The sequence below is a fragment of the Streptomyces sp. NPDC051452 genome (genome assembly GCF_044454765.1).
In the GTDB taxonomy this organism is placed as follows: domain Bacteria; phylum Actinomycetota; class Actinomycetes; order Streptomycetales; family Streptomycetaceae; genus Streptomyces.
The window spans coordinates 497,924-517,612 of the sequence record NZ_JBITEB010000004.1 but is presented as its reverse complement, the minus strand read 5'-3'; the positions used below and the strand labels follow the sequence as shown (position 1 = coordinate 517,612).

Here is a 19,689-nt window from a genome sequence, read left to right as displayed (position 1 = left end):
GGTACTCATGCGAACACCTTACCGATCGAATCCGGCCGCCGACGCTCACATGTCGAGCACCAGACGATCGCCCCGGGCCCGCGAGACGCAGATCAGCATGGAGTCGGCGCGTTCCGCGTCCGTCAGCAGCTCGTCGCGGTGATCGATCTCGCCTTCCAGCACGCGCTGTTGGCAGGTCCCGCAGAACCCTTGCGCACAGGAGTAGACGGTGTCCGGCAGCGCGCGCCGTACGGCGGCCAGCACGGTGGAGTCGGCGGCCACCGTGAACGTCCGCCCGCTGCGCCTCAGTTCCACCTCGAACTCGGTGTCCGGCCCGGTCGCCGCCCGGGGCGCGAACCGTTCGAGGTGCAGCGCGGCGCCCTCGGGCAGCCGGGCCTCGACCGCCGCCATCAGCCCCTCGGGCCCGCAGCAGTAGACGGCCGTCCCCTCCGGGACGTCCGCGAACAGCGCGTCCAGGTCGGGCCAGCCGTCCTCGTCCTCGGCGACGACCGTCAGACGGTCACCGGCCAGTTCGCGCACCTCCGCCAGGAACGGCATCGAGGCCCGGGTCCGCCCGCCGTACAGCAGCCGCCAGTCGCTGCCGTCCGGCAGGGCCCGCAGCATGGGCAGGACCGGGGTGATGCCGATACCGCCGGCGACGAACACGTATGCGGGCGCCTCGACCAGCGGGAAGCGGTTGCGCGGTCCGCGCACCTGGAGTTCCATGCCCTCGGCGAGTTGCTCGTGCACCTCGCGGGAGCCGCCCCGGCCGTCCTCCACCAGCCGTGCGGCGACCGTGTAGGCGCAGGCGTCGGCCGGATCCCCGCACAGGGAGTACTGCCGGACGAGCCCGGAGGGCAGGACCAGGTCGATATGGGACCCGGGCGCCCAGGCGGGCAGGGCGGAGCCCTCCAGCCGGAGCCGGGCGACACCGTCGGCGATGGTCTCGTGGGAGGTGAGCAGCAGCCGCAGGGCCCGCGACCGCGGCCGGCCGGAGACCGGCGGGTCCAGGGTGGGCAGCGGCCACAGCGGGGAGGCCTGCACACGGCGGCGCAGGGCCCGCCGGCCCAGCAGGGCGGCGCCCGCGAGCAGGGCGAGGGTCCGCGGCTTCGGCATCACGCGCCCTCCCTCGCCGCGGCGAGCGCGGCCGGGGAGGAGGCCAGATAGGCCACGGCCTGGGCGGTGGAGCACTCGTGGGAGGGGTGGTAGCCGCGGCTGAGGTAGCGCGGTATGGACTTGAGCATGTCCCCGGTCGCGGGCAGGGTGCCCTGCCGGCCGCGCCGGTGGAAGTCCAGGAAGGACGCCTTGCCGTCGACCAGCGTCGGATCGTTCGCCATGAAGAAGCGCACCCCGCGCTGCCACAGGAACAGCAGCGCCGAGAAGGCCGCGGCCCAGGTACGTGCCCGGCGCCGGTAGCCGCCGTCGACGTGCAGGAACAGGTCGAAGGCGACCGAGCGGTGCTCGACCTCCTCGGCGCCGTGCCAGCGCAGCAGGTCCAGCATGGTCGGGTCGGCGCCGCGCCGGTCCAGTTCGCCGGCGTTGAGCACCCAGTCGCCGAGGAAGGCGGTGTAGTGCTCGATGGCCGCGATCAGGGCCACCCGCTCCAGCAGCCACCAGCGGCGCGGCCTGCCCGGCGGCAGGGTGCGGTCGCCGAGCAGCTTCTCGAAGAACCAGTCCACCTGCGCGGTGTACGGCGTCGGGTCGAGGCCCAGCTCGCGCAGGTGCGGCAGGACCTCGTCATGTGCCTGGGAGTGCATGGCCTCCTGGCCGATGAACCCGACGACGTCCTCGCGGAGCCGGTCGTCCCGGATGAGGGGCAGTGCCTGCTTGTACACGTGCACGAACCACCGCTCACCGGCGGGCAGCAGCAGGTGCAGCACGTTGATGGTGTGCGTGGTGAACGGATCGCCGGGCACCCAGTGCAGCGGTGTGTCCTCCCACGAGAAGGACACGTTGCGGGCCTTGAGCGGGATGCGCTCGGACTCCACCGGCCGGGCCTGCGTGTTAGACATGGCGTCAATGTACTGGCGGGTAGTGCGCCTGAGAACCCCTCCAGCGGGGCTTGTTTACGCCCATGTCAGCAAAGCTCGGCGACCCTAGTGCAGACCGGCCACCGGCCGGCCGTCCGTCAGCGTCCCCGTCAGGTCCGCCCGCGCCCCCTGCGCGGCCCGGGCCGCCAGCAACGGCCCCCGCCCGGAGGCGGTGACCCCGCCCGTCGCCCGGATCGACGCGGTGTCCTTGCCGCCGGCCGCCAGCAGGTACCAGTGCCCGGCACCGGACTTCCACAGCACCCCGGCCAGCACCTGCGGATCGCGCGCCCCGCACGCCGGGGTGTCCGTGCCCTTCGCGACGGCCGTCCCGGCCGCCTGGCCCGGCGGGTGGAACTGGGCCATCGCGGCCGTACCGTCACCGCGCCACGTCTCGGCGCGTGTGCACACCCAGTCGGCCGCCCCGCTGCCGTCGGGCAGCGGCTGCGCGGCGTACGCCCAGGCGTTGACGCTGCGGATGCCCGCCGAGCGCTCGGCCGCCAGCGAACAGGCGAACGGCGCCCAGGCCCGCAGCCCCTGCGCACCGGTCGCCTCGCCGGGCGAGCCGGGGCGCCCGGCGGTGAGATGGGCCGGGACCAGCTCGCCGAGATCGGTGGCGAGCCGGGTGCCGGAGGCGTCGGTCAGCTGGAGCACGGTCCACGAGGCACAGTCGCCGGGACGCAGCGCGGGGCTGGCCAGCGGTGCGGTAACCCCGTCGCCGAGGGCCAGGGGCGTCACGGCCGCGTCCGGCTTGGTCAGGTCCCGCGCGGCCGCCTTGCGCACCCATGGCGCGGTCAGATAGCGGACGTTGCCGTCGGAGCGGCCCAGCACCAGGGCGCTCGCCTCGGCGCCGGACGCGCCGTCGACCCGGGCGAAGTCGAGGGCCGCCCCCTGGGTGCCGTCCTTCGGTTCGGCATAGCGGGCGATGCGCAGACCGTCGTAGAAGATCACCAGCCGGGCGTTGTCGACCACGCCCGCGTACAGCAGCTGGGGCGGTCCGGCCGGGCCACCGGTCTGGGTACCGGGGGTCGCCGAGACGCGGACCGTCCCACCGGGGCGGGCCCAGACGGCCAGGGCGCGCCGCAGCAGGGCCCGGTCGCCGGTCAGTGGCCCGCGCGCGGGCCACACCGAGAAGTCGGCGCGCGCCGCGGACCGCCAGACACCGGGGGAGACCTGGGTCACCCGGCCGGGGTCGAGGGCGGCCTCGGCGGCCGGGTTCCCGGCGTACACGGGCGCGGCGGCCCCGTCGGGGCCCCAGCCGCCGCCGGGCATCGCGACCAGCACCCCGCACACCGCGAGCGCGGCCGCCGCGGCGAGGGCGGCCTTGGTGTGCTGGCGGCGCCGCAGCAGATCAGTGGGCCGCGCCTGCAGCGAGCAGGGGTCGAACTCGGGGGAGGACAGCAGTGCGGGCTGCGCGGGCACCCCGTTGGCGGCGGCCAGCGCGCCGCCCGGGTCGTCGACGCCGGCGGCCTGGAGGACGCTGCGGATCGCGGCGTCGGGCAGCTGCTCGAGGCCGCGCAGCACATAGGCGGCCCGGGCCGGCCCGGACAGGGCCGACAGCCGCTGGTCCAGGGCCAGTTCATCGGCCCCGCCGGAGCGCGGGAACAGCCGCAGCCCCCACACCTGGGGCAGCGGCGACGGCAGCTGGGAGAGCCGGGGCAGGCCCTTGCGGGGCCGCGCCGCCTCCAGCGCGGCACGCAGGACGCGCTCGCGGAGGCAGGCGTACCCGGGGTCGCCCTCGCGGCCCGAGACCTGGGCCGGCAGGACGGCGGCCCGCTTGCGGCCCCGGGGCAGGGCGCGCTGGGTGAGCGCGTGCGCGGTCAGCACCCGGCGGCTGCGGCCGAGGCCCGGCGGCAGTACCAGGTAGGCGATCCGGACCAGCCGTGGATAGTGCTCCACGAGCGCGGCCTCGGCCTGTTCGATGCCGACCGGTCCGGCGGAAGCGGGTGCGTGACGCTGGGCTACATCCTGTGACTGCACGTCCGGGAGAACGAGCGAAGCGGTGGGAAGTCACCCCCGGACGGGTGGTTCAGGACTCCGGCTCGACCAGGGCACGCGCGTAGTTGGCCATCGACCGCTGATAGCGCGGCAGATGGGGAGCGAGGGCGCCGAGGACCAGCGACAGACCCTCCCGGTCGCGGCCGAGGGAGGACAGGCACAGGGCGAGACAGGCCCGCACCGCGTCGTCCAACTCGTCCGACGGGCCGTCCAGTTCGGGGGTGAGCAGGCGCACCCCCTCCTCGGCCCGCCCGGTGTTGCGCAGCGAACTCGACAGCTGGATCCTGGCCCGTCGCCCCTTGTAGCCGTCGAGTCCCCGCGCGAGCGCCTCCCGGTACAGCGGCACCGCCTTGTCCGAGTGCCCGGTCGAGTCCCAGGCGCAGGCCCGCTCGAAGGGGCCGAGCGCGCTGTCGTCCGGCAGCTCGGCGGCCAGCGCGTCGATCACGGCGCGGAACTCGTGCGCCCGCTCCTGCGGATACGCGTCGAAGGAGGCCCAGGCGGCCGCCACACGGTCTTCCCAGTTCTGGTTCACCAGGCCACCCTCGCACGCCCGTGCGGATCGGGGCGGCGAATTTGAGCACACGGGCCGCGGGAGCCGTATCCGTGGGGCGGGGTCCCGCGCCGGGGCTCCACGCGGCATGCTCGTCCCACCAGGACCGGAGGAACACATGAGGTTGACAGGACTGCTGCTCGGCGCCGCGGCCCTACTGGCGCTGGCGGGCTGCAGCCAGGGCGCGGACACCCGGGCGGTGCCGCCCACGGCCACCGGCAGCCTGGAGCGTCTGGCCGCCGAGGTGAAGTGCAAGCCGAACATGCAGACCGACGCCGACGAGATCCGCCAGGCCCTGTGCCATAACAGCAAGGGCAAGTTCATCCTCGCCACCTTCGCCACCGACCGCGGCCAGCGCGAGTGGATCAACGACGCGAAGGACTACGGCGGTTTCTACCTCGTCGGCCGCAAGTGGGTGGCCGTCGGCGACGACGGGATGGTCCAGGCGCTGCGCGGCACCCTCGGAGGCGAGGTGGAGATCGGCGTCGACCACCACGCGCACGCGCACGGCGGCTGATGCGCCGGACGCACGGACGGGCACGGCGAAGGCCGGTGACGGGAGGGGATCCGTCACCGGCCTTCTGTCAGGGGCGGGCCGTGCGCGTCAGGAGCAGTTCTGACCGCGGTTGACGCAGTTGGCGATCCGGTTGGCCAGGCCGTTCTTCGTGATGCTGATGAAGTCGTCGTGGTCCGTGGCCGGCTTGTGGAGCTGTTCGGGGAAGCCGTCCACCGCGTAGGCGTTCTTCACCTGGCCGTTCTGCAGGACGGGCGGCTTGATGTTGTACACCAGGCGCATCGTCAGCTGCGGAATGGCCTTGAAGCCGTTCTGGCAGTTGCCGTTCGCGTCGGCGAACGCGACATGTGTGCGGTGGTTGGCGCTGTCGATGTTCTGCCCGTCCCAGCAGCTCTGGAAGGCGAACGTCCGCACCACCTGACTGCCCTGCGGGCAGATCGGGTACTGCGTGGTCAGCTGCACCTTGTTCTCGAAGCCGGTGCAGCTCCAGTGCGCGTTGGCGTTGGCCAGGCCGTTGGTGGTGGTCTTGGCGTCACCGGTGATGATCCGCAGGAACTGCGGCATCGCCACGACCTTGCTCGTCGGGCTGCCGACGTACTTGATCTGCGCCTGCGACGGCGTCAGGATCTTGCCGACGTTGCCCTCCTTGCCACCGCCGTCCTTGTTCTGGTCGAAGTCCTGGGACCCGTCCTGGACCCGGACCACCGGCCAGTAGTACGAGGACAGATCGCTGCGGTTCTGGCAGCTGGTGCCGCCCTGCAGGAACGTCTGGTTGCTGGAGAACGCGTTGATCTTCTGGTTGCCGACGTAGTCGTGGAGGTGGTGCGCACCGTTGGTCACGCCGGGCGCCACGATCACGTTGTCGGTGTTGTGGTTCTTGTTGGCGTTCACACCGCAGCGCGTGGTGAACGTACCGGTCGAGGCGTTGCCCTGCGCCCGGGGCTTGGCCTGCACGTTCGGCTGGACCTTGGTGATGTCCACGAAGTCGGCGGCGACGGGCCCGTTGCCGGCCTGTCCGCCGACGTTCTGCTGCTGCCCGTTGCCCTGCTGGCCGCCGCCTTGCTGCTGGCCGCCGGTGTTGTTCTGCTGCTGGCCGCCGCCTTGCTGCTGGCCACCGGTGTTGTTCTGCTGACCGCCGCCCTGCTGCTGGCCGCCGGCGGTGGTCTGGTTGGCGCTCTGCGCCGTGCAGGTGGCCAGCGTGTCCAGGTCAGCGGGGGCGGTGCCGCCGACGCGGGTGATCTCCAGCCTGATCCGGTCCAGGATCGCCTTCCGCCGGTCCTGGAGCGGCTGCAGGATGGAGTTCTGTACGAAGCTCGCGTCCCTCGTCTGCGCGTCCCGCGTGGTCGCCAGACGCTGGTAGGCGTCGGTGATCTGGCGGTCCAGGTTGGCCAGCTCGCCGGCGACCTCGCCCCGCGCGGAGGTCGGCACGTTCGTCAGCTTCTGGCCGACGTCCGGGCAGGAGAGCGTGGCGACCTGGGCCGTGGCGGCCTTGGTCTGGTTGCCTCCCCACGACTGGTGGTTCGACTCGTGCGCCGAGGCGTAGAAGTTCGCCCAGATCAGCCCGCCCCCACCGAGCGCTAGGGCCGCCGATGCGGCAATGGCCTTGGTGGCCAACGGCGTACGGCGTTTTCGTGTGTTGCGTCCCATGGAACTCCTCTGACTTCCTTGCGGGGCAGCATCGAGGCGCCCGACAGGAGTGAAGCGGCGCCCATCCATACGGACGCCGCCCCGGGGGTGTTCAGAGGTCTCACGAATTCATCACGGATTCCTCGCGTCACGGGGGTATCAACACCGCTCTGAGTGCGGGAGGTTCGGACAAATCAACGATCCCGGTCGAGATGGGCGAGCACGGCCAGCACACGCCGGTTGTCATCGTCCGACACCTCAAGGCCCAGCTTGGCGAAGATGTTGGAGGTGTGCTTGGCGATGGCCCGTTCCGTCACCACGAGCTGGGCGGCGATGCCCGCGTTCGAGCGGCCCTGCGCCATCAGTTCCAGCACCTCTCGTTCGCGCGGGGTGAGCTGGGCGAGCGGCCGGTCGTCGGCGGCCCGCCGGGACAGCAGCTGCTGGATCACCTGCGGGTCCATCGCCGTACCGCCCGCCGCCACGCGTCGTACGGCGTCCACGAACTGATCGGCGTCGAAGACCCGGTCCTTCAGCAGATAGCCGATCCCGCCGGCGCCGTCGGCGAGCAGCTCGCGCGCGTACAGCTGTTCCACGTGCTGGGAGAGGACCAGCACCGGCAGCCCCGGCCGCTGCCGGCGGGCCGCGAGGGCGCACTGCAGACCCTCGTCGGTGTGCGTGGGCGGCAGGCGGACGTCGACCACGGCGACGTCCGGAGCCGACTCTACGAGCGCACGGGTCAGTTCGGGGCCGGACTCGACGGCCGCCACGATCTCGAAGCCGTAGGCCTCCAGCATCCGGACCAGTCCGTCACGCAGCAGGAAGAGGTCTTCCGCTAGGACAACACGCACGGGATCTCCATCGTCACCATGGTGGGGCCGCCCACGGGGCTGCTGACGGCCAGGACGCCGTCGAAGGTACCGAGCCGCCGCTCGACCCCGGCCAGTCCCGAGCCGCCCCCGACCGCCGCACCGCCCCCGCCGTTGTCGGTGACGGTGACCCGCAGCCTGCCGTCGGTGTGGTGCAGGTCGACCCAGATCCGGGCGGCGCCGGAGTGCTTGACGGCGTTGGTGAGCACCTCGCCGACCGCGAAGTAGGCCGCCGACTCCACCGGCGCCTCGGCCCGGCCGGGCAGCTCCACGCTCACCTCCGTCGGCAGCGGCAGCCTGAGCGCGAACGCCCGTACGGCGTCGCCGAGTCCACGCTCGGCGAGGACCGGCGGATGGATGCCGCGCACCAGGTCGCGCAGCTCCTCCAGGGCGTCGGCGGAGTTCCGGCGGGCCTGGGCGAGCAGCCGCTTCGCCTGGGCGGGGTCGCGCTCGACCAGCATCTCGATGGTGCCGAGGTCCATGCCCATCGCGACGAGCCGCGCCTGCGCGCCGTCGTGCAGGTCCCGCTCGATCCGGCGCAGCTCGGCGGCCGAGGTGTCCACCGCGTCCTGCCGCGTCTCGGTCAGCACCCTCACCCGCTCGGCGAGTTGGTCCCGGTCGCCGCCGAGGACGGCCCGCACGAGCCGGAAATGAGCGGTGAGCAGCCGCGGGGTGAAGCGCCAGGCGACGGCGAGGACACCGGCGCCGACCACGGCGGCGCCGAGGGCGGAGACCTGCCCGGTGATCGGCACGAAGGCGTACCAGTAGACGTCGCCCGGCTCGCGCACGTACGCCCGCCACAGCCCGGCCGCGAGCAGGAACCCCTCGAACGGGAAGATCAGCAGCATGGCCGGGAGCAGCGCGGTGACGAAACCCGCCGTCATGTCCACCGGCAGCCACAGCAGGTCCCGCCGGGTCCACGGGTCGCGCAGCAGGAGCAGGGTACGGGTCCACGGCCTGGTGCCGGGCGGCACGGGCCGGTACGCCGACGGGATGAGCACCCCGCACCACTCGGCCGCGAGCCTCCTGCGGGCGTCCGCCAGCGCCCGTACGCCGGCCAGGACCGCCGGAGTCGTGAAGAGCCCGACGCCGAGCGGGACGAGCGCGACGGAGACGAGGGTCAGGGCGAGGAACGCCACGCTGAAGGGCAGCACGACCAGGGCCAGGATCAGTCCCTGGACGGCGGCCAGCACGACCTCTCGCGCGCGGGCCCGTGTCGCTTGGCGTCCGGTGTCGGTGTTCATGGCGTCAGTCTCGCCGACGGCCGCACACCGGGTCAGTCGTCCAAGGCCCCCTCTTCGAGGGTGGTGCCAGATACACCCCGCACCGCGTCCAGCACCCTCGCCTCCACCTCCGGGGCCACGCCCGGGGCGGCCCGGTCCGGGCGCCGCGGGGCCGTGCCCCCGATCCGCGTGAGCCAGCGCCAGGTGTCGGCGACGGTCGCGTCGACCGGCCGGCACACCAGCCCGGTGGCCACCGCCCGGGAGACGTCGGCGCGGTGCACGGCGTCGTACGTCTCGCCGCCCGGCGGGGCCCACACCGGCAGCCCGGTCCACGGCTCGATCCCGGCGGCCAGGATCACCTCCGGGTCGGTCCAGCGCAGTTCGGCGTCGGCGCCGGTGGCCCGCACGCACGCTTCGAGCAGTTCGCCCATGGTGGTGTGGCCGGGCGGTGCCACCAGGTTGTACGGCCCGCTCGACTCCCGCTCCACCGCGCCGACGATCCAGTCGGCGAGGTCGCGCACGTCGATGAACTGGATCGGCACGTCTCGCGGCCCGGGCGCCAGGACCGGGCCACCGCGGGCGATCCGGGTCAGCCACCAGGGCAGCCGGCCGATGTTCTCGTGCGGGCCGAGGATCAGCCCGGCCCGCACCAGCAGCGAGTCCCGCTCGCCGAAGGCCGCCATGGCGGCCAGCTCGCCACCGCGTTTGTCGCGCGGGTAGTCGCTCGCCCCGGCATCGGCGGCGGCCCCCGCCACCAGCGGAGCGTCCTCGGCGGCTCCGGGCGGCGAGGGCCAGGCGTACACGGACCGGCTGGAGACGTACACATACCGTCCGGTCCGGCCCCGCAGCAGCCGGGCCGCCGCCAGTACGGCTCGCGGCGCCGCGGACCAGGTGTCCACCACGGCGTCCCAGCGGCCGTCGTGGTCGGCGAGGGCGGCGAGGCCGGCGGCGGTGGCGCGGTCGCCGTGCAGCGCCCGTGCGCCGGGCGGGGGCCGGTGCCGTCCCCGGTGGAAGACGGTCACCTCCCAGCCGCGCCCCAGGGCGGCCGTCACGACCGCCCGCCCCACGAACTCCGTACCGCCCAGCACCAGAAGTCTCATGCCGGTGATCGTGCCCGGCCGGGGCGCCGGCCGGTAGGGGAGTCTGCCGCCGGCAGAGCGGTCAACGGGTCGTCGGCGGGGTGTACTTGTAGCCGACCCGGCGAACCGTCTGGATGGCCTTGCGGTGCTGTGCCCCCAGCTTGCGGCGCAGCCGGGCGATGTGCACGTCGACGGTGCGGCCGTCGCCGACGTGGCCGTAACCCCACACCGTGGTGACGAGCTGGTCGCGGGTGTGCACCCGGTGCGGGTGGGCCACCAGGTGCGCGAGCAGCTCGAACTCCAGGTAGGTCAGGTCGAGGTCCTGGCCGTCGACGCTGGCGGTGCGCCGCACGGGGTCGATGCGCACCAGCGGTTCGGAGCCCGCCGGCGTCGCCCCGGCCCCCGGGGCCGGCGTCCGGTCCGGCACCGCGACCGGCGGGAACGGCGGCCGCTGGTCGGCCGGGACCAGCACCAGGTAGCCGACCATCGGCGGCTGGCCGGGCAGGGTGGGCAGGGTGTGCTGCGGCGCGGGCAGCCAGGTGGCGCCCGGGGGCAGGAAGTCCGCGACGTCGACCACCTCGTCCCGGTCTACGGCGCGCAGCCGGTGCCGGGTGCCGTTGGCAGGGGCGGTCAGGGTGGCGGTGGAGACGGAACGGGAGGTCGCCATGAGGGATCAGCTCTTTCGCGCGAGAGGTTCGTCGGGCAGGACGACGGCCGCGATTCGTGGTCGGGCGCGCCGAGGGGACGTACGTCGTTTCGCGCTGGCCGGAGGCCGGGGGTTACGGCTTCAGAGGGCCCGCGCGGTCATCGCGCGGCAACACACCCGGTCGAAGTCGTGGTGCTGACGGGAAGGCCAGAAGGGCTTGAGGTCATGGCGACCCGTCGCGTGGTACTTCTGAAAGCTGGCCATGCGCCCATTGAAGCAGAGAAGGCCGCCGGTCAGGACCCCGCTCTCACTGCTTGGACGCTTCCTTGGCGTGAAGTTGACGTTGCGGGTCATCCGCCACCCGAACTCCCTTGCAGGTCAGGGCTCTATCGGACGTTCCAGGCGTCCGGATGGCCGTCTCACCATGCGGACAGGGGGGTGCGGGGCCGGGCCGCCGGGCGCGCGAGAGGGGGCGCCCGCCGTGTCGGCGGACGCCCCCTCTCGGAACCGGGCTCGGGTGGTGCGGACGGCTCAGACCTGGCCGGCCTTCTCCAGTGCCGCGCAGCAGGTGTCCACCAGCAGGCGGGTCACCACGTACGGGTCGACGTTGGCGTTCGGACGGCGGTCCTCGATGTAGCCCTTGCCGTCCTTCTCCACCTGCCACGGGATGCGCACGGAGGCACCGCGGTCGGAGACGCCGTAGGTGTACTCGTCCCACGGGGCGGTCTCGTGCAGACCCGTCAGCCGCTCGTCGATGCCGGCGCCGTAGTTCTTCACGTGGTCCAGCGGCTTGGAGCCCTCGCCGAGCGACTCGCACGCGGTGATGATCGCGTCGTAGCCCTCGCGCATGGCCCGGGTGGAGAAGTTGGTGTGCGCGCCCGCGCCGTTCCAGTCGCCCTTGACCGGCTTCGGGTCGAGGGTCGCGGAGACGCCGAAGTCCTCGGCGGTGCGGTACAGCAGCCAGCGGGCCACCCACATCTGGTCGGAGACCTCCAGCGGGGCGAGCGGGCCGACCTGGAACTCCCACTGGCCGGGCATGACCTCGGCGTTGATGCCGGAGAGGCCGAGGCCCGCCTTCAGGCAGTTGTCCAGGTGGGCCTCGACGACGTCGCGGCCGAAGATCTCGTCGGCGCCGACACCGCAGTAGTAGCCGCCCTGGGGGGCCGGGAAGCCGTTCTCGGGGAAGCCCAGCGGACGGGTGCCCTCGAAGAAGGTGTACTCCTGCTCGATGCCGAAGATCGGCTCCTGCGCGGCGAACCGCTCGGCGCTCTCGGCCAGCGCGGCCCGCGTGTTGGAGGGGTGCGGGGTCATGTCCGTGTCCAGGACCTCGCACAGCACCAGGATGTCGTCGCCGCCGCGGATCGGGTCGGGACAGGTGAAGACCGGCTTGAGCACGCAGTCCGAGGAGCGGCCCTCGGCCTGGTTGGTGGAGGAGCCGTCGAAGCCCCAGACCGGCAGCGTCCCCAGGCCGGCCGGAGCACCCGCGATGATCTTCGTCTTGGAACGGAGCTTGGCCGTCGGCGCGGTGCCGTCGATCCAGATGTACTCGGCCTTGAACGTCACGGGGGCATCCTTCGGGGTGGTTCGGGCGCACTTCGCGGGTGCCGCGGCGCTGCGGCACGGGGCCGCTCGATCTACCGGGAGCTTGTCAACGGGCGGTTTCCCGTCCGTTGCCCGTATGTGAACCCCGTGTTACCCAGCCGTTGTGTGGCGCGGCTCACCCGTCCCGCTGCTCGTGGCCGCGAACAGCGGGACCCGTGGTGTCGGTGGACCTCACCCCACCTTCTCGATCACCGCATGGCGGATGAGGAACTTGCCGGGCTCGCGCACCTGCTCGAAGGCCGCGTTGTTGAGCAGCACGCAACTGCCGGAGACGGAGGTGACCTTCACCGTCGTGGACTTGTTGTTGTCCAGGTTGGTGACCTTCAGGGTCGTCCCGGCCGGGAACTGGCCGCTGGACGCGGCCGGAGCCCCGCCCTCGCCCGAGAGCGTCACCGTGGAGCCCTTGCACACCTGCTGACCGGAGGCCGCCGCACCGCCACCGCCTCCCGCGCCGCCGTTCTGCGCGGGCGGGGCGCTCTGCGCGGGCGGAGCGCTCTGGGCGGGCGGGGCGCTCTGGGCGGGTGAGGCGCTCTGGCCGCCCCCGGCCTGCCCCGTCTGGGAGTCCTGAGCCGACTCCCCGACGGTGCAGCCGGCGGCCTGCTGCTGGACCTTGATCTGGGCGATGACCGCCTCGCGGTTGGCGATCCGCGCGTTCGACTGCGCGTCCGGACGCGCCTTCTGGTCCGCGATGAACCGCTCGTTGTTGCCGAGGGCCGTGGCCAGCCCCTGGCAGGTGGTCGACTCACCGGCCGACAGCGTCCTCGCGTGCTGCGGGCTCTGCGCGGCGTTCGAGGTCGTGGCCAGTGCGAAGGCCCCGCCGCCCGCCACCGCCGCGGCGCTGACGAGCAGCGCGATCTTCTTCTTCGGACCGAGAGTTCTCCTGCGCGACATGCGCGCCTCCTGAAGAGGTAGAGGGAGCGTACGTCGCTAGGTACGGGATGCCGGACGGGGTTGCTCAGCGGCCGCGGTCTTCGCACAAGTAACGTGCGTCACATGGAACTTGATCGCGAGCCGACCCTCAACGACCCCGGGAGAGGGCCTCCCGTACCGCGTCCTCGGTGCGGGCCACCAGCGCCGTGCCGTCGTCGGCGGTGATGATCGGACGCTGGATGAGCCGGGGATGCGCGGCGAGTGCGGCGATCCACCGGTCCCGCGCGGTGTCGTCCCGCGGCCAGTCCGCGAGTCCCAGCTCCTTGGCGGCCGGCTCCTGGGTGCGTGTGATGTCCCACGGTTCGAGTCCCAGCCGCTCGAGTACGGCCCTGATCTCGTCCTGGCTCGGCACGTCCTGAAGGTACCGGCGCACGGTGTACCCGGCCCCCTCGGCATCGAGCACGCCGATCGCGGCACGGCACTTCGAACAGGCCGGATTGATCCAGATCTCCATGCGGGACACGGTACGCGAGAACCGTCTTCCCCTCGCGTCACGAGGGCCCCGAAAGCCCTTGTGGCCAGGGGCTTTTGTCAGTGGTGGGTCGTAGAATGGAAGCAGTGTTCGAGGGCATCGCCGGAGCCCGCCGGTGGTGCCCTGACCGCGACAGGAGGATGCCCGTGCCCGCTGCCGCCCTCAAGCCGAAGCCGCTGCCGACCCAGTCCACCGCCAAGCGTCCCGTGCTGTTCGACTCGCCCTACGAGCCCGTGGTGAAGCGGCCGCTGCCCGCCGGGCGCCCGCGCGAGTGGTACGTCACGCACAACCGGCGCCTGAAGGCCATGCGCCTGGCCATAGCCCTGCTCGACTCCGGGGTCCATCTGCCGGGCCAGGCCCGCGACGAGACGATCCGCGCGACGGCGCTGGAGATCGGGATGCGCCCGCCGTCGGACACGACGTGCCACATGGTGCGGGCGTTCATGCGCTACAGCCGGTGAGACCGGCGCCGGGTGCCCTGCCGACCGCGGGACACCCGGCACCTTCCCGCACGTCCGCTACCCGGCTTCGGCGCTGTCCGGAGCCGTGAGCAGGGCGGCCACGAACCGCCGTCGGTCCTCGGCGTGGTCGCGGAACCACAGGCCCAGCCAGTGCTCCGCGTCGGGGATGTCGAGGCGCGTGGGCGAGGCGCGGGCCGACAGCGCCTCCCACACCGCCTGGGTCACGGCCGGCGGAATGATCGTGTCGGTGCCCGGCACCGCCAGCACCGCCCGGCCCTCGTACGCCCTGAGCGCGTCCAGGGCGGGGGAGGCGCGCCAGCCGTCCGGCTCCCGGAGGATCGCGCTGAACCGGCCGTCGCCGTCGCCGAAGGGCACGTCCCAGGCCTCGGGGGCGTAGACGGCGGGCGCGCACAGGCCGACGGCCGCGACCCGGCGCCCATGCAGCGCCACGAGGTCGGCGACCGTCTGCCCGCTCATGCTGAAGCCGACCAGCACCAGCGGATCGTCCGCCGGCGCGTGCGCGTCGAGCACCGCCGCCGCCTGCTCGAACCGCCGCCGCAGGCTCAGCTCCGCGAGCGGGCCACTGCTCTCTCCGTGGCCCGAGAAGTCGAACGCCAGGGCCCGGCAGCCCTGCGCGGCGAACTCCTCCAGCAGTGGCAGAAGCCGTTCCTTGCTGCCGTTGCCGGCGCCGTGCAGCAGGAGCACGGTGGCCCGGCCCGGCGGCCCGGCGGCGACCCCGCCCAGACGTTCGCCCTCGTGGTCGTACCAGAACGCGTCGTATGCGAAAGCGTGCCGGGTGTCGGCGGGGGATTCGGTCATGGGCGCCATTCACTCACGCACGGCGCGCACCGGGAAAACGGGGTGCGGCCGGGGGAGGGCGCTCCCTACGCTGAACAAACGGCGCGAAGCCGACATCTCCCGGACGGCCGCCGCCGACCCTTGCCGCAAGCACTCGCACCACGGAGGTCGCCATGCGAGGCATCGTCGCCACCGGCACCGTCGTCCTGGTCGTTCTCGGGTTCGCGAACCACCTCTGGTGGCTCGCCGCCGTCGCACTGCTCTGTCTGTACGCCAGGCACGGGCGTGGTTCGCCCGGTCCGCCACCCCCGCCCGCCGGCGCCGCCCCCGACAGCTACCGGGCCTACCGTGAGCGCCGGGACCGGCAGGCGCGGTGGGAGCGCCGCTACCGGCGGGAGCGGCCCTTGGAGACCCGGCGTCAGGAGCGGAGGCAGGGCGGCTGAACCGGGGTGGCACGGTCACAGGCCCGGGGCGCCCCATACCGGGAACCAGCGGTTCAGGTCCTGCTCGAGCCGCAGATCGTTCGTGAGCGCCGCCTTCACCCGCAGCTCCAGGGCGTTGTCCCGCCGCTCGGCGGCACCGGGCAGCGGAGCGAACGGGTAGAAGGTGCCGCGCTTGTACAGATAGACGAGCGCCAGCCGCCGGCCGGCGTCGTCCCTGAAGCCCGCCAGCGAGCACAGCAGTTGGGGGCCGAAGCCGTTGACCTCCATCGAGCTGTTCACCGCGTGCAGGTCGTTGACCAGCTGCGGCAGCTGGTCCGGGTCCCGTCGGGACACCAGCCACGAGTAGCCGTAGTCGTCCTGGCGCAGCTCCACCGGCGGGCCGGTGCGGTCGGCGTCCGCGTCGAGCAGCGCCTGGACCTCCCGGTGGGTCTGCTCGAAGGCCGCGCCCTCCACCGTGGCGAAGCACACCGCACCCTCGCCGGTCGGCGTGAAGCCGGCCGCCGCCTGGAGGGTGACGGCCGCCGAGGGCAGTCCGAAGAGCTGATCGAGATCGGGTGCGACCGGTTTCGTACGCCCCAGCAGGATGTCCAGCAACCCCAACGCTCAGCCCGCCTTCCGCAGTGCCATGTGCCGCCGGCGTCCAGCCTTCCTCAGTCCGCCGTTTTCGGGACGGCGGCCTCGCCCAGCTCCGTGGAGATCCGGCCCAGTTGGTCCAGCCGCTGTTCCAGGGTGGGGTGGGTGGAGAAGAACCGCTCGATGCCGGGCTCCTTGCCGGTCGCCGGGGTGAAGTAGAACGCGTTGAACGCCTGGGCGGTGCGCAGGTCCTTGGTCGGGATCCGGGCGATGTCCCCGGAGACCTTGGTGAGCGCCGACGCCAGTGCCGAGGGCCGGCCCGTCAGATGGGCGGCGGCGCGGTCGGCGGCCAGCTCCCGGTACCGCGACAGCGCCCGGATCAGCAGGAAGCTGAGCGCGTACACGGCCGCCGAGACGCCCAGCACGACGGCGAGGACGGCGGCGGTGTTCTGGTCCCTGCGCCCGCCGCCGAAGACCTGCGAGTAGAAGGCGAACCGCACGATCAGTCCTGCGATCACCCCGAGGAAGGAAGCGATCGTGATCACGGCGACGTCCTTGTGCGCCACGTGCGACAGCTCGTGCGCGAGCACGCCCTCCAGCTCGGCCGGCTCCAGGCGGCGCAGCAGCCCCGTGGTCACACAGACCACTGCGTGATCGGGGTTGCGCCCGGTGGCGAACGCGTTGGGCATGTCCATCGTGGACACGGCGACCACCGGCTTGGGCATGTCCGCGATCGCGCACAGCCGGTCGACGACCGCGTGCAGCTGCGGATACTCCTCGCGTTCCACGACCCGCCCGTGCATGGCGAACATCGCGATCCGGTCGGAGAACCAGAACTGCGCCACGAACATCGCCCCGATCAGGACGACGACCAGAAGCCAGGACTTCAGCAGCACGATCAACGCGGCGACGAAGCCCACGTACAGCAACCCGAGCAGGAACAGCGTGAGACCCATGCGCACGGTCAGCCGCCGGTCGCTCCGGAAGCGGCTCTGCATCTTGCATCACCCCGCAGTCAGGCACTCGTCCCGCTGTCCAGTGTGCACCTGCCGACGGCCATGGGGAGGTCGCGATCGACCCTAGGAGCAGCAAAGGCTGCGGACCCGCCCACGGAGCCGGCCGGGGGGTCCCCCGAGCGGCCCCGCCGGCTCCGGCTCCGACGGGGTGATGACCGCCCGTAGCCGCACGACGCCGGACCGGAACAGAGCTGCGGCGCCCCGCCCCCGGCGGGTCTAGAACGGGTGCGTCTGCGCGTACCCGATCAGGATCATCACCGCGGCCACGCAGCCGATCACCACGGCCGTCGACGCCCAGGGCGCCCGGCGGCGCGAGTGGGCCGGGCCCGGGTCGGCGCGGAACGGCGCCGGGTTCGGAGGGTTCTCCTTCCAGCGGGCGGCGAGCATCCGGGCCCGGGCCGAGGGCTCCTTGTGCTCGGCCGAGTTCGCCCATATGTGGTCGAACTCGCCGTCCCAGTCGTGCTGTTGTGTCATCCCCGTGCAACCTCTCTCGTCCGGCAGGGTCAGGGAGGATGATCCCCCGGAGGGAGGAAGGCCCGAAAGGGGGGGGCTCAGCCCAGCGCGGCGGCGGAGGGGACGACGACGCCGTACAGATCCTCGATCGTCGCGAGCGCGCCGTGATGGACCTGCTCGGCGGAGACCTCGGCGACGGCGGTCCGCAGCGGCCGTGTGGCGCTGGCGTCCGCGACCACGGTGGGCCGGTTGCCGCGCAGGAAGGCGCCCTGGGCGGTGAAGGCGACGCACATGTGGGTCATGAAGCCGGCGATGATCACGTCCTTGTGCCCGGCGGCGTCCACGTGCTCGGCCAGGTCGGTGTCGAGGAACGCGTTCGGCACCTGCTTCACGACCACGGCCTCGCCCTCGACCGGCGCGACCTTCGGGTGGATCTGCCCGATCTCGGCGCGGATGTCGTACGGGGTGCCCTCACCGCCGTCGTTGACGACGTGCACGACCGTCGCGCCCGCCGCGCGCGCCCGGGCCAGCAGGTCCGCGCCGGCGTCGAGCGCGGCCTGCCAGCCGGTCAGCTCCATGACGCCCCGGGTGTAGGTGTTCTGGTAGTCGATCAGGATCAGTGTCGAGTCCGCGAGCGAAGCCGGGGTCTGGTCGAAGCCGTTGAGTTCACGCAGAGTTGTCGTTGCCATGTCCGCAACGCTATGAGCGGCACCCCGATGGCGGCAATGTCATGTAACTTGCAGATACAGACATCCCATGGGGAGGGGCCCCGGTGAGCGGCGTCCATCGGTTCATCGTTGTCCTGCTGTTCGAGGGCGTCGACCTGCTCGACGTCACCGGCCCGCCCGAGGTGTTCGCCCTGCTGCGCCGGGAGACGGACGACGCGAGCGGCTACCACGTCGTCCTGGCCGCCGAGACCCTGGATCCCGTCACCACCTCGGCCGGGGTGCGCGTGCTGCCCGACCTCACCTTCGAGGACGTGGCGGCGCGCGGCATCGACACCCTGCTGGTGCCCGGCTCGGTGGAGGTCGACGACCAGCGCCGGGTGCACGCCCTCACCGACCCGGGCCTGGTCCGCTGGGTGAAGACCCTCGCCGGCCGCGCCCGACGCGTCGCCTCCGTCTGCGTGGGGGCGCATCTGCTCGCGGCCGCCGGGCTGCTCGACGGCAAGCGCGCCACCACCCACTGGTCGACCGCGCAGCAGCTCGCCGCCGACCACCCGTCGGTGGAGGTCGACGCCGACCCCATCTTCATCCGCGACGGCGCGGTGTGGACCGGCGCCGGCATCACCGCCTGCCTGGACCTCTCCCTCGCCCTGGTCGCCGAGGACTTCGGCGAGGCCGTCGCGCTGCGCGTCGCCCGGCAACTCGTGATGTACCTCAAGCGGCCCAGCGGCCAGAGCCAGTTCAGCGTGCCGATCGATCCCGTCTCCACCACCCGGCGCATGGACGAGCTGCGCCGCCACGTCACCCAGCACATCACCGCACCGCTCACCGTCGCCGACCTCGCCGCCCACGCCCATGTGAGCGAACGCCAGCTGACCCGGCTGTTCAAGACGGAGCTGGGGACGACCCCCGCGTCGTACATCGAGGCGGCCCGCGTGGAGGCGGCCCGCAACCGGCTGGAGTCCACCGACGACACCCTGGAGCGCGTGGCGTCCGTCTGCGGCTTCAACACGGTCGACACCCTCATCCGAGCCTTCCGTCGCAAACTGGGCACGACCCCGACGGAGTACCGCAGCCGCTTCCGGCACACTGGCTGATAGCCTGCCGCAGTTCAGGCACGGTCCCAGCGGACCCGGTTCGACCGGCCGCGACCAGGCGGCGACGCGGCTACACCCGGGGAGCGCGCAGTGCCTGCGAGAGCGCGCTCATCGTGATGTCGATGACCGTGTGGAGCTGCTTCGGACTCGCCCCGGCCCTGCTCATCACGGCCAGTGACTGGTTGACCGCCGCGATGTGAACGGCGAAGTCGTCGGCGTCGCTGTCGGACAACTTCGCGGCGATCAAGGCGGTCCGCAGCCGCGCACGCTGAAAGCCCAGAGCTTCGATCGCGCGCGTGGCGATGGCGGGGCTCAGTACCGGTATCGACATCGCGGTTTGGGCGACCAGGCATCCGTCCGGCAGGTCGGGGTCGGCGATGCGCTCCAGTGTGACGTCGAAGAACGCCCGTACTGCCCGCAGCGGCTCTTCGAACGCGCCCGAAAGGGCCTGGTCGTACCTGTCTCCATACCGCGTGGCGTAGCGGTCCAGGCAACGCGAGTAAAGCGCGTCCTTGTCGCCGAGTGAGGAGTAGATGGAACTGCGGTTCAGTCCGGTCGCCCTGGAGAGGTCGTCGAGAGATGTGGCGGCGTACCCGGCTCGCCAGAACTGGACCATCGCCGCGTCGAGCGCAACGTCCACGTCGAACTGCTTCTTCCCGGCCATCGCGCAC

At 72.5% G+C, this 19,689-nt stretch carries 23 protein-coding genes; 4 read left to right on the top strand and 19 right to left on the bottom strand.

What is annotated here, in order from left to right:
* Positions 1 to 45: 45 nt before the first annotated feature.
* The 4 genes from ACIBA9_RS14620 to ACIBA9_RS14605 all read right to left on the bottom strand — a co-directional run bounded on the left by ACIBA9_RS14620 (position 46) and on the right by ACIBA9_RS14605 (position 4,536).
* Positions 46 to 1,095, bottom strand: a complete 1,050-nt coding sequence (locus ACIBA9_RS14620) for a PDR/VanB family oxidoreductase (RefSeq protein ID WP_399362866.1) — start codon at positions 1,093 to 1,095, stop codon at positions 46 to 48.
* Positions 1,095 to 1,991 (bottom strand): metal-dependent hydrolase, encoded by an 897-nt coding sequence (locus tag ACIBA9_RS14615; RefSeq protein ID WP_399362864.1) that lies wholly within the window; start codon positions 1,989 to 1,991, stop codon positions 1,095 to 1,097. The genes ACIBA9_RS14620 and ACIBA9_RS14615 overlap by 1 nt, the downstream gene beginning before the upstream one ends.
* An 84-nt stretch (positions 1,992 to 2,075) precedes the next feature.
* Positions 2,076 to 3,986 (bottom strand): hypothetical protein, encoded by a 1,911-nt coding sequence (locus ACIBA9_RS14610; RefSeq protein ID WP_399362863.1) that lies wholly within the window; start codon positions 3,984 to 3,986, stop codon positions 2,076 to 2,078.
* Between the two features lie 49 nt (positions 3,987 to 4,035).
* Positions 4,036 to 4,536: a tetratricopeptide repeat protein gene (locus tag ACIBA9_RS14605; protein WP_399362861.1), complete on the bottom strand. Its 501-nt coding sequence runs from the start codon at positions 4,534 to 4,536 to the stop codon at positions 4,036 to 4,038.
* Positions 4,537 to 4,672: 136 nt separating this feature from the next.
* Between ACIBA9_RS14605 and ACIBA9_RS14600 the strand changes: the two genes are divergently transcribed.
* A complete protein-coding gene (locus tag ACIBA9_RS14600; RefSeq protein ID WP_399362859.1) occupies positions 4,673 to 5,071 on the top strand; it encodes a hypothetical protein in 399 nt (132 codons plus the stop codon).
* Positions 5,072 to 5,158: 87 nt separating this feature from the next.
* On the opposite strand, the gene ACIBA9_RS14595 is transcribed toward ACIBA9_RS14600, so the two are convergent.
* The 9 genes from ACIBA9_RS14595 to ACIBA9_RS14555 form a co-directional block, all read right to left on the bottom strand.
* On the bottom strand, positions 5,159 to 6,715 hold the full coding sequence (locus ACIBA9_RS14595; protein WP_399362857.1) for a DUF1996 domain-containing protein: 1,557 nt from the start codon (positions 6,713 to 6,715) through the stop codon (positions 5,159 to 5,161).
* Positions 6,716 to 6,888: 173 nt separating this feature from the next.
* On the bottom strand, positions 6,889 to 7,542 hold the full coding sequence (locus ACIBA9_RS14590) for a LuxR C-terminal-related transcriptional regulator (RefSeq protein ID WP_399362855.1): 654 nt from the start codon (positions 7,540 to 7,542) through the stop codon (positions 6,889 to 6,891).
* Positions 7,527 to 8,804, bottom strand: coding sequence for a sensor histidine kinase (locus tag ACIBA9_RS14585; protein WP_399362853.1), 1,278 nt, complete (start codon positions 8,802 to 8,804; stop codon positions 7,527 to 7,529). Before ACIBA9_RS14585 ends, ACIBA9_RS14590 begins: the two co-directional genes overlap by 16 nt.
* A gap of 32 nt (positions 8,805 to 8,836) precedes the next feature.
* Positions 8,837 to 9,883, bottom strand: a complete 1,047-nt coding sequence (locus ACIBA9_RS14580) for an NAD-dependent epimerase/dehydratase family protein (RefSeq protein WP_399362851.1) — start codon at positions 9,881 to 9,883, stop codon at positions 8,837 to 8,839.
* A gap of 61 nt (positions 9,884 to 9,944) precedes the next feature.
* Positions 9,945 to 10,529: a winged helix-turn-helix domain-containing protein gene (locus tag ACIBA9_RS14575; RefSeq protein ID WP_399362849.1), complete on the bottom strand. Its 585-nt coding sequence runs from the start codon at positions 10,527 to 10,529 to the stop codon at positions 9,945 to 9,947.
* Positions 10,530 to 10,649: 120 nt separating this feature from the next.
* Positions 10,650 to 10,862, bottom strand: a complete 213-nt coding sequence (locus ACIBA9_RS14570) for a hypothetical protein (RefSeq protein ID WP_399362847.1) — start codon at positions 10,860 to 10,862, stop codon at positions 10,650 to 10,652.
* Between the two features lie 177 nt (positions 10,863 to 11,039).
* A complete protein-coding gene (glnII, locus tag ACIBA9_RS14565) occupies positions 11,040 to 12,071 on the bottom strand; it encodes a glutamine synthetase (protein WP_399362845.1) in 1,032 nt (343 codons plus the stop codon).
* A 210-nt stretch (positions 12,072 to 12,281) separates the two neighbouring features.
* Complete coding sequence (locus ACIBA9_RS14560; RefSeq protein ID WP_362157381.1) at positions 12,282 to 13,001, bottom strand: hypothetical protein; 720 nt, start codon at positions 12,999 to 13,001, stop codon at positions 12,282 to 12,284.
* A gap of 127 nt (positions 13,002 to 13,128) precedes the next feature.
* A complete protein-coding gene (locus tag ACIBA9_RS14555; protein WP_399362843.1) occupies positions 13,129 to 13,494 on the bottom strand; it encodes an arsenate reductase family protein in 366 nt (121 codons plus the stop codon).
* A gap of 164 nt (positions 13,495 to 13,658) precedes the next feature.
* Here ACIBA9_RS14555 and ACIBA9_RS14550 point away from each other — a divergent pair, with 164 nt between their 5' ends.
* Positions 13,659 to 13,973 (top strand): hypothetical protein, encoded by a 315-nt coding sequence (locus ACIBA9_RS14550; protein WP_399362841.1) that lies wholly within the window; start codon positions 13,659 to 13,661, stop codon positions 13,971 to 13,973.
* 57 nt (positions 13,974 to 14,030) lie between these two features.
* Here the strand turns inward: ACIBA9_RS14550 and ACIBA9_RS14545 are convergent, their stop codons facing one another.
* Positions 14,031 to 14,792: an alpha/beta hydrolase gene (locus tag ACIBA9_RS14545; RefSeq protein WP_399362839.1), complete on the bottom strand. Its 762-nt coding sequence runs from the start codon at positions 14,790 to 14,792 to the stop codon at positions 14,031 to 14,033.
* 152 nt (positions 14,793 to 14,944) lie between these two features.
* Between ACIBA9_RS14545 and ACIBA9_RS14540 the strand changes: the two genes are divergently transcribed.
* Positions 14,945 to 15,214, top strand: coding sequence for a hypothetical protein (locus ACIBA9_RS14540; protein WP_393901290.1), 270 nt, complete (start codon positions 14,945 to 14,947; stop codon positions 15,212 to 15,214).
* A 15-nt stretch (positions 15,215 to 15,229) separates the two neighbouring features.
* On the opposite strand, the gene ACIBA9_RS14535 is transcribed toward ACIBA9_RS14540, so the two are convergent.
* From ACIBA9_RS14535 to ACIBA9_RS14520, 4 genes are all read right to left on the bottom strand, one after another.
* Entirely contained in the window at positions 15,230 to 15,814 is a 585-nt protein-coding gene (locus ACIBA9_RS14535; RefSeq protein ID WP_362157394.1) for a hypothetical protein, read from the bottom strand.
* 50 nt (positions 15,815 to 15,864) lie between these two features.
* On the bottom strand, positions 15,865 to 16,785 hold the full coding sequence (gene htpX, locus ACIBA9_RS14530) for a zinc metalloprotease HtpX (protein WP_362157396.1): 921 nt from the start codon (positions 16,783 to 16,785) through the stop codon (positions 15,865 to 15,867).
* A 234-nt stretch (positions 16,786 to 17,019) separates the two neighbouring features.
* The gene (locus ACIBA9_RS14525) at positions 17,020 to 17,277 is read right to left on the bottom strand and encodes a hypothetical protein (RefSeq protein WP_399362836.1); all 258 of its coding nucleotides are present in this window, start codon (positions 17,275 to 17,277) and stop codon (positions 17,020 to 17,022) included.
* A gap of 77 nt (positions 17,278 to 17,354) precedes the next feature.
* Positions 17,355 to 17,945 (bottom strand): isochorismatase family protein, encoded by a 591-nt coding sequence (locus ACIBA9_RS14520; protein WP_393901287.1) that lies wholly within the window; start codon positions 17,943 to 17,945, stop codon positions 17,355 to 17,357.
* 83 nt (positions 17,946 to 18,028) lie between these two features.
* Here ACIBA9_RS14520 and ACIBA9_RS14515 point away from each other — a divergent pair, with 83 nt between their 5' ends.
* On the top strand, positions 18,029 to 19,018 hold the full coding sequence (locus ACIBA9_RS14515; protein ID WP_399362833.1) for a GlxA family transcriptional regulator: 990 nt from the start codon (positions 18,029 to 18,031) through the stop codon (positions 19,016 to 19,018).
* A 70-nt stretch (positions 19,019 to 19,088) separates the two neighbouring features.
* Here the strand turns inward: ACIBA9_RS14515 and ACIBA9_RS14510 are convergent, their stop codons facing one another.
* Positions 19,089 to 19,682 (bottom strand): TetR/AcrR family transcriptional regulator, encoded by a 594-nt coding sequence (locus ACIBA9_RS14510; protein ID WP_399362831.1) that lies wholly within the window; start codon positions 19,680 to 19,682, stop codon positions 19,089 to 19,091.
* Between the last annotated feature and the right edge of the window lie 7 nt (positions 19,683 to 19,689).